Source organism: Nocardioides exalbidus, from assembly GCF_900105585.1.
Lineage (GTDB): Bacteria > Actinomycetota > Actinomycetes > Propionibacteriales > Nocardioidaceae > Nocardioides > Nocardioides exalbidus.
Window position 1 is genome coordinate 2,117,658 of record NZ_FNRT01000002.1, and the last position, 13,335, is coordinate 2,130,992.

12 protein-coding genes and 1 tRNA gene are annotated in these 13,335 nt (G+C 70.0%); 9 read left to right on the forward strand and 4 right to left on the reverse strand.

Features of this window, described 5'->3' with window-relative positions; genetic code table 11:
• Window positions 1-32 precede the first annotated feature (32 nt).
• Window positions 33-440: a hypothetical protein gene (locus BLV76_RS10450; protein ID WP_090969070.1), complete on the forward strand. Its 408-nt coding sequence runs from the start codon at window positions 33-35 to the stop codon at window positions 438-440.
• A gap of 30 nt (window positions 441-470) precedes the next feature.
• Here BLV76_RS10450 and BLV76_RS10455 read toward each other — a convergent pair whose 3' ends face one another.
• Window positions 471-1,574 (reverse strand): 2-oxoacid:ferredoxin oxidoreductase subunit beta, encoded by a 1,104-nt coding sequence (locus tag BLV76_RS10455; protein ID WP_090969071.1) that lies wholly within the window; start codon window positions 1,572-1,574, stop codon window positions 471-473.
• Window positions 1,574-3,499, reverse strand: coding sequence for a 2-oxoacid:acceptor oxidoreductase subunit alpha (locus BLV76_RS10460; RefSeq protein WP_245734625.1), 1,926 nt, complete (start codon window positions 3,497-3,499; stop codon window positions 1,574-1,576). The genes BLV76_RS10455 and BLV76_RS10460 overlap by 1 nt, the downstream gene beginning before the upstream one ends.
• Before the next feature lie 279 nt (window positions 3,500-3,778).
• Here BLV76_RS10460 and BLV76_RS10465 point away from each other — a divergent pair, with 279 nt between their 5' ends.
• The 6 genes from BLV76_RS10465 (at window position 3,779) to BLV76_RS10490 (ending at window position 9,957) form a co-directional block, all read left to right on the forward strand.
• Window positions 3,779-5,275 (forward strand): glycosyl hydrolase family 18 protein, encoded by a 1,497-nt coding sequence (locus BLV76_RS10465; RefSeq protein ID WP_245734626.1) that lies wholly within the window; start codon window positions 3,779-3,781, stop codon window positions 5,273-5,275.
• A gap of 222 nt (window positions 5,276-5,497) precedes the next feature.
• Window positions 5,498-6,547 (forward strand): sulfate ABC transporter substrate-binding protein, encoded by a 1,050-nt coding sequence (locus tag BLV76_RS10470; protein WP_090969074.1) that lies wholly within the window; start codon window positions 5,498-5,500, stop codon window positions 6,545-6,547.
• Window positions 6,547-7,419 (forward strand): sulfate ABC transporter permease subunit CysT, encoded by an 873-nt coding sequence (gene cysT, locus BLV76_RS10475; protein ID WP_090969075.1) that lies wholly within the window; start codon window positions 6,547-6,549, stop codon window positions 7,417-7,419. The genes BLV76_RS10470 and cysT overlap by 1 nt, the downstream gene beginning before the upstream one ends.
• Window positions 7,413-8,222 carry a sulfate ABC transporter permease gene (locus BLV76_RS10480; protein ID WP_090969076.1) on the forward strand — a complete coding sequence of 270 codons (810 nt, stop codon included), beginning with the start codon at window positions 7,413-7,415 and terminating at the stop codon, window positions 8,220-8,222. The genes cysT and BLV76_RS10480 overlap by 7 nt, the downstream gene beginning before the upstream one ends.
• Window positions 8,223-8,255: 33 nt before the next feature.
• Window positions 8,256-9,233 carry a sulfate/molybdate ABC transporter ATP-binding protein gene (locus tag BLV76_RS10485; protein ID WP_090969077.1) on the forward strand — a complete coding sequence of 326 codons (978 nt, stop codon included), beginning with the start codon at window positions 8,256-8,258 and terminating at the stop codon, window positions 9,231-9,233.
• A gap of 79 nt (window positions 9,234-9,312) precedes the next feature.
• On the forward strand, window positions 9,313-9,957 hold the full coding sequence (locus tag BLV76_RS10490) for a cobalamin B12-binding domain-containing protein (protein ID WP_175539633.1): 645 nt from the start codon (window positions 9,313-9,315) through the stop codon (window positions 9,955-9,957).
• Between the two features lie 13 nt (window positions 9,958-9,970).
• On the opposite strand, the gene BLV76_RS22520 is transcribed toward BLV76_RS10490, so the two are convergent.
• Complete coding sequence (locus BLV76_RS22520) at window positions 9,971-11,281, reverse strand: NHL repeat-containing protein (RefSeq protein WP_175539634.1); 1,311 nt, start codon at window positions 11,279-11,281, stop codon at window positions 9,971-9,973.
• A gap of 53 nt (window positions 11,282-11,334) precedes the next feature.
• Window positions 11,335-11,826, reverse strand: a complete 492-nt coding sequence (locus BLV76_RS10500; RefSeq protein WP_090969080.1) for a YajQ family cyclic di-GMP-binding protein — start codon at window positions 11,824-11,826, stop codon at window positions 11,335-11,337.
• Between the two features lie 84 nt (window positions 11,827-11,910).
• Between BLV76_RS10500 and BLV76_RS10505 the strand changes: the two genes are divergently transcribed.
• Window positions 11,911-11,992 (forward strand) — tRNA-Tyr (locus BLV76_RS10505).
• Window positions 11,993-12,080: 88 nt separating this feature from the next.
• Window positions 12,081-13,325 carry an AGE family epimerase/isomerase gene (locus BLV76_RS10510; RefSeq protein WP_245734627.1) on the forward strand — a complete coding sequence of 415 codons (1,245 nt, stop codon included), beginning with the start codon at window positions 12,081-12,083 and terminating at the stop codon, window positions 13,323-13,325.
• Window positions 13,326-13,335 lie beyond the last annotated feature (10 nt).

The window sequence follows — 13,335 nt, forward strand, 5'->3', positions numbered from 1 at the left end:
AGCACGTCATCGTCTCTCGAGGGGGAAACACCATGCGGGTCTTCCGCACCGTCCTGGCAGCGTTCGTCGCTGCGCTGCTCGCCACCGTCGCGCTCAGCACCGGAGCCACCGCCGGCTCTGCGCCGAAGCGCATCATCGAGGAGCGGCCCCCGGGCGACCACCAGGTCTCCTACAACGCCTTCAAGCTGCGCGGCACGGTCATGGAGCCGCAGGTCGACGGCACGCTCCTGCCCTACGTCGGCAAGGTGAAGATCCTCAAGAAGGCCTGCGGGAAGTGCAAGTGGAAGACGGTCAAGAAGATCAAGACCAACGACCGCGGCGTCTTCAAGACCCGGATCTTCGCGCCCGAGAAGGGCCGCTGGAAGTGGCGCTCGAAGGTCGACAGCTCCAGCGGCTTCGGCAACACCAAGGGCAAGGTCTGGACGCTCTACTTCGACTGACCACCCGAGCGAGCCGCTGACCCGCAGGGGTCAGAGGATCGTCCAGGTGTCACCGCCGCCGATCAGCGCCGCCAACCGGGCGGACTGGTCGGCGGTGCCGTTCCCGGCCGAGGCCTGGCTGGCCGCGGTGACCTGCTCGCGCGCCGCGTCGTCGTACGTCGTCCGCTGCACCTGGCGGAAGATGCCGATGGGCGTCTGGTTGAGGTAGCCCATGTCGGTCAGCCGGGAGATCGCGAAGGCCTGCGACGGGTCGGCGTTGTGGGCGTCGTGGACCAGCAGCTGCTCGGCCGGCACGTCGGCGGTGTCGACGATCGCGACCCCGCCCGAGGCGTTGTCGCGCACGAGGCCCCGGGTGCCTGCCGAGAACGTGATCGGCTCGCCGTGCACCAGCGGGATGATCGCGTCGCCCTTGGTGTCGGGCGACTTGATCGCGTCGAAGGCGCCGTCGTTGAAGATGGGGCAGTTCTGGTAGATCTCGACGAGCGAGGTGCCGCGGTGGGCGGCGGCCGCGGCGAGGACCGCGGTGAGGTGCTTGCGGTCGGAGTCGATGGTGCGGGCGACGAAGGACGCCTCCGCACCGAGCGCCAGCGAGACGGGGTTGAACGGGTGGTCGACCGAGCCCATCGGCGTGGACTTGGTGACCTTGCCGGCCTCGGAGGTGGGGGAGTACTGGCCCTTGGTGAGGCCGTAGATGCGGTTGTTGAACAGCAGGATCGTCATGTTGACGTTGCGGCGCAGGGCGTGGATGAGGTGGTTGCCGCCGATGGAGAGGGCGTCGCCGTCGCCGGTGACGACCCACACCGAGAGGTCCTCGCGGGCCGTGGCGATGCCGGTGGCGATGGAGGGCGCGCGTCCGTGGATGGAGTGCATGCCGTAGGTGTCGAGGTAGTAGGGGAACCGGCTGGAGCAGCCGATGCCGCTGACGAAGACGATGTTCTCGCGGCGCAGCCCGAGGTCGGGGAGGAAGGACTGGACGGCCTTGAGCACGGCGTAGTCGCCGCACCCGGGGCACCAGCGGACCTCCTGGTCGGAGGTGAAGTCCTTGCCGGTCTGCGGCTCGTCGGTGGTGGGCACGTTCTCGGTGCCGGACCGCAGGCCGGGGAGGCCGAGGTCGGCCGGGACGGAGGTCGTCATCAGATGTGCTCCTTCTGGGTGGGCTCGCCCCACACGCCGAGATCGATGTCGATGCCCTCCGCCTGGCCGACGAGCTCGCCGATCGCGTGCGCGAGCTCGGTCGCCTTGAGCGGCAGCCCGCGGACGTGGTTATAGCCGACGGCGTCGACGAGGTACTTCGCGCGCAGCAGGAGGGAGAGCTGGCCGAGGTTCATCTCGGGCACGAGCACCTTGTCGTAGCCCGTCAGCACCTCGCCGAGGTTGCTCGGGAACGGGTTGAGGTGGCGCAGGTGTGCCTGCGCGACGTGGTAGCCGGCCTTCCGGACGCGGCGTACGCCGGCACCGATGGGACCGTAGGTCGAGCCCCAGCCCAGCACGAGGACCTTCGCCTCGCCGGAGGGGTCGTCGACCTCGACGGGCGGGATCGTGTCGGCGATCCGGTCGACCTTGGCCTGGCGGGTGCGGACCATGAAGTCGTGGTTGGCCGGGTCGTAGGAGATGTTGCCGTGCCCGTCGCCCTTCTCGAGGCCGCCGATGCGGTGCTCGAGGCCCGGCGTGCCGGGGATCGCCCACGGCCGCGCGAGGGTCGCCTCGTCGCGGAGGTAGGGCCAGAACTCGGCGTCCTCCCCTGAGCCGTGGTTCTTCTCGGTCGCGAAGTCCGGGTCGATCACGGGGAGCTCGTCGACAGTGGGCACGCGCCACGGCTCGGAGCCGTTGGCGAGGTAGCCGTCGGAGAGCAGCAGCACGGGGGTGCGGTAGGTGACCGCGATGCGGGTCGCCTCGACCGCGGCGGCGAAGCAGTCGCCGGGCGACTGGGGCGCCACGATCGGCACCGGCGCCTCGCCGTTGCGGCCGAACATCGCCTGCAGCAGGTCGGCCTGCTCGGTCTTGGTCGGCAGGCCGGTCGAGGGGCCGCCGCGCTGCACGTCGACCACGACGAGCGGGAGCTCGGTCATCACCGCGAGGCCGATGGCCTCCGACTTCAGCGCCACGCCGGGGCCGGACGTGGAGGTCACGCCGAGGTGACCGGCGTACGACGCACCGATGGCGGCGCCGACGCCGGCGATCTCGTCCTCGGCCTGGAACGTCGTGACGCCGAAGGACTTGTGCTTCGAGAGCTCGTGGAGGATGTCGGAGGCCGGGGTGATCGGGTAGGTCCCCAGGAACACCGGGAGCCCGGACTGCACACTGCCGGCGACCAGGCCGTAGGCCAGGGCGAGGTTGCCGGTGATGTTGCGGTAGGTGCCGGGCGGCATGACCGCCGGCTTGATCTCGTACTGGACGGCGAAGGTCTCGGTGGTCTCGCCGAAGTTCCAGCCGGCCGTGAAGGCGGCGAGGTTGGCGTCGCGGATGTCGGGCACCTTGGCGAAGCGCTTGCCGAGGAACGTGGTCGTCGGGTCGGTCGGGCGGCCGTACATCCACGACAACAGACCGAGGGCGAACATGTTCTTGGCGCGCGAGGCGTCCTTGCGGGAGAGCCCGAAGTCCTTGACCGCCTCGATCGTCATGCCCGTGAGGTCGACCGGGTGGACGGCGTAGGCGTCGAGGGTGTCGCCGTCGAGCGGGTTGTCCTGGTAGCCGGCCTTGGACAGGTTGCGCGCGGTGAAGTCATGGGTGTCGACGATGATCGTCGCGCCCTTGTGGAGGTCGCCGAGGTTGGCGCGAAGCGCGGCCGGGTTCATCGCGACGAGCACGTCGGGGGCATCGCCGGCGGTGAGGATGTCGTGGTCGGCGAAGTGCACCTGGAACGAGGAGACGCCCGGGAGCGTGCCCTGGGGTGCGCGGATCTCGGCCGGGAAGTTGGGGAGGGTCACCAGGTCGTTGCCGAAAGCGGCGGTCTCCTGGGTGAACCGGTCGCCGGTGAGCTGCATGCCGTCGCCCGAGTCGCCGGCGAACCGGATGATGACGCGGTCGAGCTGCTTGACCTCTTTCTCTGCTGCTACCACAAGGGGAGACGATAGCCGTCGGTCCCTCGTCGCCCGGGCGTTCCTGCCCTGTGGGACGGACGCGTTCGTCCCACCATCCGAGACGCGAGCCGATGGCATCCCCGCGGGCGTCGGCACGGTTCCGCAGGCCGATGACCTGCCCTTTTGTTAGTTGGCCTCACGAATCACGCCGGGGTAATTGGTAAGGACATCTAACGAACCCCTTGTGACCCGGCTCACGGAGTCCCTACGGTCGAACGACCGGGCGCACCGCGCCCTTCGATCTCGGGAGGATCCATGTTGTCCACGCTCGCCCCTCGATCCCGGAGAGGACGTGTCGCCGGCCTGCTGGCCGGGGCCGTCGCGTCCGCGGTCCTGCTGCCGTTCGCGCTCGCCGCGCCGGCCTCCACGCTGGCCCCGGCCGGCTCCACCGCGGCCGCCGCGTGCGCCGGCACGGCCTGGACGTCTGCCGCGACCTACACCGGCGGCGCCGAGGTCACCCACGGCGGCCACAACTGGCGCGCGAAGTGGTGGACCCAGGGCGAGACCCCCGGCACGACCGGCGAGTGGGGCGTGTGGCAGGACCTCGGTGCCTGCGGCGGCACGACGACCCCGCCGACGACCCCGCCCACCACGACCCCGCCGACGACCCCGCCGACGACCAACCCGCCCACGACGGGTCCGGGCGGCAAGAAGGTGATCGGCTACTTCACCAACTGGGGCACCTATGCCCGCAACTTCCACGCCAAGAACCTCGACACCAACGGCTCGGCGTCCAAGCTGACCCACATCCTCTACGCCTTCGGCAACGTCCAGAACGGCCGCTGCACCATCGGTGACTCCTACGCCGACTACGAGAAGGCCTACACCGCCGACCAGAGCGTCGACGGTGTCGCCGACACGTGGGACCAGGACCTCCGCGGCAACTTCAACCAGCTGCGCAAGCTCAAGGCGAAGTACCCCCACCTCAAGGTCATCTGGTCGTTCGGCGGCTGGACCTGGTCGGGCGGCTTCACCCAGGCCGCGCAGGACCCGGCCGCCTTCGCCTCGTCGTGCCACGACCTCGTCGAGGACCCGCGCTGGGCGGACGTCTTCGACGGCATCGACATCGACTGGGAGTACCCCAACGCCTGCGGCCTCACCTGCGACAGCAGCGGCAACCAGGCCTTCCCGCGACTGATGCAGGCGCTGCGGGGCGAGTTCGGCAGCGACCTCGTCACCGCGGCCATCACCGCGGACGGCACGAGCGGCGGCAAGATCGAGGCGGGCGGGTACGACGCGGCGGCGCAGTACGTCGACTGGTACATGCCGATGACCTACGACTACTTCGGCGCCTTCGCGGCGCAGGGCCCGACCGCACCGCACTCGCCGCTGTCGTCCTACCCCGGCATCCCGACCAACGGATTCGACTCGAGCACCGCGATCGCCAAGCTCAAGCAGCTCGGCATCCCGTCCTCGAAGCTGCTGCTCGGTATCGGCTTCTACGGCCGCGGCTGGACCGGCGTCACCCAGGACGCCCCCGGCGGCTCGGCCACCGGCCCGGCTCCCGGCACCTACGAGCAGGGCATCGAGGACTACAAGGTCCTCAAGAACACCTGCCCGGCCACCGGCACCGTCGGCGGGACGGCGTACGCCAAGTGTGGCAACCAGTGGTGGAGCTACGACACCCCCGCCACGATCGGCACCAAGATGGCCTACGCCAACGACCAGGGCCTGGCCGGTGCGTTCTTCTGGGAGCTGTCGGGCGACACGTCCAACGGCGAGCTGATCACGGCCGTGAGCAACGGCCTGAACTGACGCACGACTGACGCACGGACACGCCGCTCGGGACGGCGTACGACGGGCCGGGGGCGGTGAACGCCTCCGGCCCGTCGGTGCGTCCGGCGCCCGTCCGGGCGTGGCCGCGCGGACCGGTCTGGACAGGTGAGCCACGACACGGTGGATCAATGTCAGCCCGGTCCATAAAGTCATGTATGTTTCTCGACATTGCTCACCGATCAAGAAAGTCGAGTACCCCTCATGCAGAACCGTTCACGTGCCGCTCTTGCGGCCGCCCTGGTCGGTGCCCTCGCCACCCTGTCCGCCTGCGGTGGCGGTTCGGGCTCGGGCAGTGACGACAGCACCGCGCTCCGCCTGAGCGGGTTCTCGATCCTCGAGACGGCCAACGAAGGCATCTTCGAGGACTTCCAGGCCACCGACGAGGGTGCGGACGTCGAGTTCGAGCCGTCCTACGGCGCCTCGGGCGACCAGAGCCGCGCCGTGGCCGACGGTTCCAAGGCCGACGTCGTGCACTACTCGCTCGAGACCGACATCACCCGTCTCGTCGACGCCGGCATCGTCGCCGACGACTGGAAGGACAACGCGACCAACGGGATCGCGACCTCCTCGGTCGTCGTGTTCGTCGTCCGCAGCGGCAACCCGGACAACATCACCTCCTGGGACGACCTGGTGAAGCCGGGCGTCGAGGTCATCACGCCGAACCCGGGTTCGTCCGGCTCCGCGCGCTGGAACATCCTCGCCGCGTGGGCGCACGCCACCGGCGGCACCGACGACGAGGCGGCCGGCCGCGACTTCATCACCAAGATGCTCAACAACGTCATCGCGCTCCCGTCCAGCGGCCGCGAGGCGACGACCGCCTTCACCGACGGCTCGGGCGACGTCCTCCTCTCCTACGAGAACGAGGCGATCCTGGCCAAGCAGAACGGTGCGGACATCGACTACGTGGTCCCCGACGACACGCTGCTGATCGAGAACCCGGCTGCGGTCACGGTCGACGCGCCCCAGGCCGCGTCCGACTTCCTGTCCTTCCTCACCGGCCCCGAGGCGCAGGCGGACTACGCGTCCTTCGGCTTCCGCCCCGTCGTCGACGGCGTCGACATCCCCGAGGTCGAGGGTGCCAACGACCCGAGCGACCCGTTCCCGACGCCCGGCACGCTCTACACCATCGACGACAACTTCGGTGGCTGGGCCGACGCGGCCCCGAAGTACTTCGGCACCGGTGAAGAGGGCGACGTCCTCGGCATCATCACCGAGCTCCAGCAGAAGACCGGCCAGGAGGGCGAGGAGTAATGTCAGCCGCCCTCACCGGGGCGACGATCGACGCCGCCGGTCCGGCCTCCCCGCAGGGGGGCCGGACCCGGCGCACGACACCCCGCAACACCCTGACCTCCGGGGCTGGCGTGGGGCTCGGGCTGGCCATGATCTGGTTCAGCCTGCTCGTGCTGCTGCCCCTCTCGGCGATCGTGGCCCGTGCAGCCGCAGGCGGGTGGAGCCAGTACTTCACCGTCCTGCAGAACCCGCAGACGTGGAACGCCGTCCAGCTCACGGTGACCCAGTCGATCGTCGTCACCTTGGTCAACGTCGTCGTCGGCACCGTCATCGCCTGGGTCCTCGTGCGGGACCGGTTCTGGGGCCAGAAGCTCCTCAACGTCATCATCGACGTGCCGTTCGCGCTCCCGACCGTCGTGGCAGGCCTGGTCCTGCTCGGCCTCTACGGGCCGAACAGCCCGATCGGGGTGCAGTGGGCCTTCACGCCCAACGCGGTCACGCTCGCGCTCGCCTTCGTGACGCTGCCCTTCATCGTGCGGACCGTGCAGCCGGTGCTCGAGGAGCTCGACACCGACGTCGAGCAAGCCGCGGCGTCGCTCGGCGCGAGCCGCGCCACGATCTTCCGGCGGATCATCCTGCCCAGCCTCGTGCCCGCCATCGCCTCGGGTGCCGCCCTCAGCTTCGCCCGGGCGATCTCGGAGTACGGCTCGCTGGTGCTGCTGAGCGGCAACCGGCCCAACGAGACCGAGGTCGTCTCGGTCCGCGTCCTGTCGTTCATCGAGAACGGCAACTACTCCTCCGCCGCGGCGCTCGCCTCGGTGATGCTCTTCATCGCCCTGCTGGTGATCGTCGCGCTGGACATCCTGCAGAGGAGGGTGGCCCGCCGATGGTGAGCACCTCGACCCCCACCAAGTGGATCCTGCGGCTCGTCGCCGTGGGCTACGTGTTCTTCCTGATCGCCTGGCCCCTCGGGCTCCTGGTGCAGCGCACCTTCGAGGGCGGGCTGACCAACCTCACCGACGCGCTCGGTGACGAGGACGTGGTCGCCGCACTCGCCCTGACCGGCAAGATCGCGCTCGCCGCGGTGCTGATCAACCTCGTCTTCGGCGTGACCATCTCGCTGCTGCTGGTCCGCTACGAGTTCCCCGGCAAGCGCGTGCTGTCCGCGCTGGTCGACCTCCCCCTCTCGGTGTCGCCGGTCGTCGTCGGCCTGGCCCTCGTGCTGGTCTACAACGGCCGCGACGGCTGGCTGGGCCAGGGGCTCGAGGAGGGCGGGATCTCGGTCATCTTCGCCACCCCCGGCCTGGTCATGGCGACCTGCTTCGTCGCGCTCCCGCTCGTGATCCGCGAGGTCGTCCCGGTCCTCAACGAGATCGGCGACGAGCAGGAGCAGGCGGCCCGCAGCCTCGGCGCCAACGGCCCGCAGACCTTCCTGCGGATCACCCTGCCCAGCATCAAGTGGGCGGTCGTGTACGGCGTCGTGCTGAGCCTGGCGCGCTCCGTCGGTGAGTTCGGCGCGGTCAAGGTCGTCTCGGACAACGTCGCCGGCAAGACCCAGACGGCCACCCTCGCGGTCGAGAAGAGCTACCAGAACTTCGCCCAGGGAGAGGCGTACGCCATCGCCTTCCTGCTGGTGATGGTCTGTGTCGCCAGCCTGATCGTGGTCGCCCTCCTCCGTCCCAAAGTCCATGACTGAGCGCCCGCGCGCTCGCACCCGAAAGGTCACCCCATGAGCATCGAAGTGTCAGGGCTGAACAAGAAGTTCGGCGACTTCGTCGCGCTGGATGACGTCAACGTCTCGATCCCGACCGGCCAGCTCACCGCGCTCCTCGGGCCCAGCGGTGGCGGCAAGTCGACCCTCCTGCGCATCATCGCCGGGCTGGAGAAGGGCGACACCGGCACCGTCAGCATCGAGGGGGTCGACGCCACGACCCTGCCGCCGCAGAAGCGCAACGTCGGTTTCGTGTTCCAGCACTACGCGGTCTTCAAGCACATGACCGTCGCCAAGAACGTCGCCTTCGGCCTGGAGATCCGCAAGCGGCCCAAGGACGAGATCGCCCACCGGGTCGACGAGCTGCTCCAGCTCGTGCACCTGTCGCAGTTCGCCCACCGGCTGCCCTCGCAGCTCTCGGGGGGCCAGCGCCAGCGCATGGCCCTGGCCCGTGCGCTCGCCGTGGAGCCCTCGGTCCTGCTGCTCGACGAGCCCTTCGGTGCGCTCGACGCCAAGGTCCGCAAGGAGCTGCGCGAGTGGCTGCGCCGGCTCCACGACGACGTGCACGTCACCACCGTGTTCGTGACCCACGACCAGGAGGAGGCCCTCGAGGTCGCCGACGAGATCGTGGTCATCAACGAGGGTCGCGTCGAGCAGGTCGGCACGCCCGACCAGCTCTACGACGAGCCGGCCAACGACTTCGTGATGTCGTTCCTCGGCGAGGTCACCCACCTCGGAGGCGTCTCGCTGCGGCCCCACGACATCGAGATCGAGACCGCACCGACGCTGGCGGGCGCCGTCGAGGGCACCATCTCGCGGTTGATCCGGATCGGCTTCGAGGTACGCCTCACCGTCCTCACCGTCGACGGAGACGAGGTGTCGGTGGTGGCCACCCGCACCCATGCCCGCGCGCTCGGGCTCGAGGAGGGCGCCAACGTGTGGCTCACCCCGGCCGCCGGCGCGACCGTCGTGCCCCGGATGGCGGTCGCCGGCTGACGCCCACCGCTCCACCCCGGAGGGTGGGCCGTCGGTGGAACAGGTCGATGTGGAGCGCTCGACGCACTACGGTGCGCGGGTGAACATCGGGACGACCCCGCGCGACGCCCTGTGGGCTGCCGTGGAGGCGTTCGACGCCGAGGCCGCCGAGCTCGAGCTCAAGCGGCTCTTCCACGGCATCCCGCTCTCGGGCGCCGTCGCCACGGTCGTCCTGCCGTTCCTCGCCGACGTCGGTGACCGGTGGGAGGACGGATCGCTCTCCGTGGCGCACGAGCACTTCGTGAGCGAGCTCGTGCGCCGCAGGCTCGTCACCGTGTCGGCCGATGCGCGCGGCGCGGTCACGGACGACGCTCCGGTGGTCCTGCTCGCCTGCCCGGCGGGGGAACGGCACGACATGGTGCTGCTGTGCGTGGCCCTGATGCTGGGCGAGCGCGGCGTCCGGACGCGCTTCCTCGGGGCCGACACGCCGGTGCCCGCGATCGCGACCGCCGCGCGCGGGACGGGCGCCGACGCGGTCGTGCTCGCCGCGACCCGGCCGACGGTCTTCACCGCACACAGCTCGGCGCTGCGACGGCTGGCCGACGACCACCCGCTCTACATCGCGGGCAAGGGTGCGGACGACCACATCGGTGCGGAGATCGGTGCCGTGGCGCTGACCGCGGATCCCGTGCGCGCCGTGGCGGAGCTGGTGGGCGCGCTGGCGCGGGCCCGCGGCGGCTGGTGAGGCCCGCGCGCGACTAGCCCCGCGCGGGCTTCGCGACGCGGAACGTCGTCGTCGTACGCGGCCCCTTGCCGACGCTGTTGACCGCGGTCACGGTCACCGTGAGCTTGCCCACCTTCAGCTTGCTCCGCTTCAGGGTGATCTTCGTCTTCGTGCGCTTCTCGGTGAGCAAGGCCTTCTTGCCGAGCGTGACCTTCACCTTGTAGCCGGTCACCGTCGACGCGGGGGCCTTCCAGGTCACCTTCCACGACACGCCCGTCGACTTGCCCGCGACCTTCAGCTGGGTGACCTTGAGCGGTACGGCCGGGGTGGGTGTCGGGGTGGGTGTCGGGGTGGGTGTCGGGGTGGGCGTCGGGGTGGGGGTGGGTAGCGGAGTGGGCGCCGGAAGCGGGGCGAAGGTGAGGACGCTCCGATAGCCCCTTACGGTGAGCTGGCCCGTCGAATCCACTGCTACGCCTGTGGGCGAGTCAAGCTCGGTGGCTCCCCCTGTGAGACGCGCATATGGCGCAGTGTCTCCTCCTGGTGCGCCAGACGCCCAGGCAAGCACCGCGCCGAGCTCGCCAGCACTGCTGTCGGCGACGTACAGGTTCCCCTGTTGGTCGAACGTCATCGCGAACGGACTGCTCAGCCCGGTGTTCGGTCCGGCGATGCGGCGGATCGGTGCGACGTCGTTGCCTGCGTTGGGTGGGTAGGTAGAGATGGACTTGGCGTTCGGATTGGCCACGTGGATGTTTCCCGAGCTGTCGAGTGCGACGTCAGTCGGGCGGTCCAGGCCAGTGCGTGCACCCCTGATGGTCCGGCTCGGTGGGGTGTTGCCAGTGGCGGTGGGCGCGAACCACAGGACAGAGTCAGCCTCGCGGTTGGCGACGTAGAGCCCGCCCTGCGGATCGAGAGCCAAGCCGTAGGGCCAGGAGAGGCCTGGCTGCGGGCCTTCGATCCGATCTGCCGGACGAGTGTCGCCCGACGCACCTGCGGCGAAGATCAGGATCTTCCAACTCGTACCCTTGCCTTCGCTCACGTAGATCCGGCCGTCGGGTGCGACGGCCATGCCCCACGCCCATACGAGCTCGGTCAAGGCGCCGGTGATCCGGCGGACCGGTGCCTGGTTGCCCACCTGACCGGCGTCGAAGACCAGGATGGAGTCCGCGAGGAGCACGTAACGCCGCCCGGCGGCGTCGACGGCGACGTCCTTGATCTCGGTGAGACTGGTGTTGCCACCAACCAGTCGGGCGATCGGCGGCGTGTTGATGGCGGCCGCGAGGGCCGGCCCGACGCCGCAGAGCACCAGGGCGAGAGCGAGGGCCAACGCCCTCCAGCGCGTGATCATGCGCCGGAGTATGCGCCCGCGCGACGGGGAGGGCCAGAGTGCTGGCCCCCGAATCACCGATAGTTGGTGAACTGCACCGCGAACTCGTAGTCCTGCGACTTCACCAGCTGCTGCACGGCCTGCAGGTCGTCGCGCTTCTTCGACGACACCCGGAGCTCGTCGCCCTGGACCTGCGCCTTGACGCCCTTGGGGCCCTCGTCGCGGATCAGCTTGGAGATCTTCTTGGCGTCCTCGGAGGTGATGCCCTCCTTGAGCGCGATGTCGATCTTGGACACCTGGCCGGACTGGCGCGGCTCGGAGGTGTCGAGGATCTTCAGGCTCTGGTTGCGCTTGATCAACTTGTCCTGGAAGACGCTGAGCACCGCGCTGGCACGGTCGTCGGCGGAGGCGGTGATCTCGATGGCCGTCTCGCCCTTCCACTCGATGGTGGCGCCGGTGCCCTTGAAGTCGAAGCGGGTGGCGATCTCGCGAGCGGCCTGGCTCAGGGCGTTGTCGACCTCCTGGCGGTCCAGCTTGCTCACGATGTCGAAGCTCGAGTCAGCCATTTCTTGTGCCTCCTAGTGGGGGCTCTGCGAGCGCCCCGGCGATTCGTGGTGAAGTCCGTGCCTTGCTATTGTTCCGCACGGCCCGGCAGGTTGCCCGAGCGGCCAAAGGGAGCTGACTGTAAATCAGCCGGCATTGCCTACAGAGGTTCGAATCCTCTACCTGCCACTGGACGGATCAACGGGTCCAGTCGCAAGACCCCCGCACCGCGTGCGGGGGTCTCGTGCGTTCCGGGCCCGGCTGATTGACTGCCGGGGTGAGCCACCCGATCTCCTCCACCCCCTCGGTGCCCTTCGGTCCCGACGACGCCTGGCTGGACGCCGAGTGCCGTCGCCTCCTCGACTTCGGCCGCCGGGTCGTCCACCCGACCGGCGGCGCGGCGTGGCTCGACGACGACGGTGCGCCGGACCTCTCGCGGCCGGTCCACACGTGGATCACGAGCCGGATGGTGCACGTGTTCGGCCTCGGCGCTCTGATGGGCGTCGAGGGCAGTGCGTCGATCGCGACCGCGGCGCTCGCCGGGTTGCGTACGACGTTGCGCGACCCCGAGCACGGCGGCTGGTTCGGGTCGGTCGACGCGGGCGGCGCGCCGGTCGAGGAGACCAAGGCCTGCTACGCCCATGCCTTCGTGATGCTCGCGGGCTCCACCGCCGTGGTCGCCGGCCTGCCCGGCGCCGCGCCGTTGCTCGAGGAGGCGACGGACGTCTTCCTCGAGCGGTTCTGGGACGACTCGCTCGGCCGGGTCGCCGACGAGTGGGACCGCGCGTGGACCGCGCCCCTGCCCTACCGCGGCCTCAACTCGAGCATGCACTCCGTCGAGGCGATGCTCGCCGTCGGTGACGCCACGGGCGACCGCGCCTGGCACGACCGCGCCGCCCGGATCGCGGAGATGGTGGTCGACCTCGCCGCGGCCCACGAAGGTCGCCTGCCCGAGCACTTCGGACCGGACTGGTCGCCCGACCTCGAGCTCAACCGCGACCGGCCCGACGACCCGTTCAAGCCCTACGGTGCGACCGTCGGGCACGGCCTTGAGTGGGCGCGCCTGCTGCTCCACCTCGAGGCGACCCTCGGCGACTCCGCCCCCGCCGGCCTCCTCGACACCTCCCGCCTCCTCTTCGACCGGGCGGTCGCAGACGGATGGGACGTCGACGGCGCACCGGGCTTCGTCTACACCACCGACTGGTCCGGCGAGCCGGTCGTGCGCACGCGCATGCACTGGGTCGCCGCGGAGGCGACCGCGGCCGCGGCGACACTCCACCGTCGTACCGGCGAGGAGGGCTTCGCGCTGCAGTCGGCCGAGTGGTGGGACTACGTGGTCGAGCACCTCCGCGACACCGAGCGCGGGTCGTGGCATCACGAGCTCGACACCGCGAACCAGCCTGCCGCGACCGTGTGGCCGGGCAAGCCCGACCTCTACCACGCGGTCCAGGCGACCCTGCTGCCCCGGCTCCCGCTCGCGCCGAGTCTCGCGAGCGCCGTGGCCCTCTCGGCGTCGGCCTGATGGGCGGCAT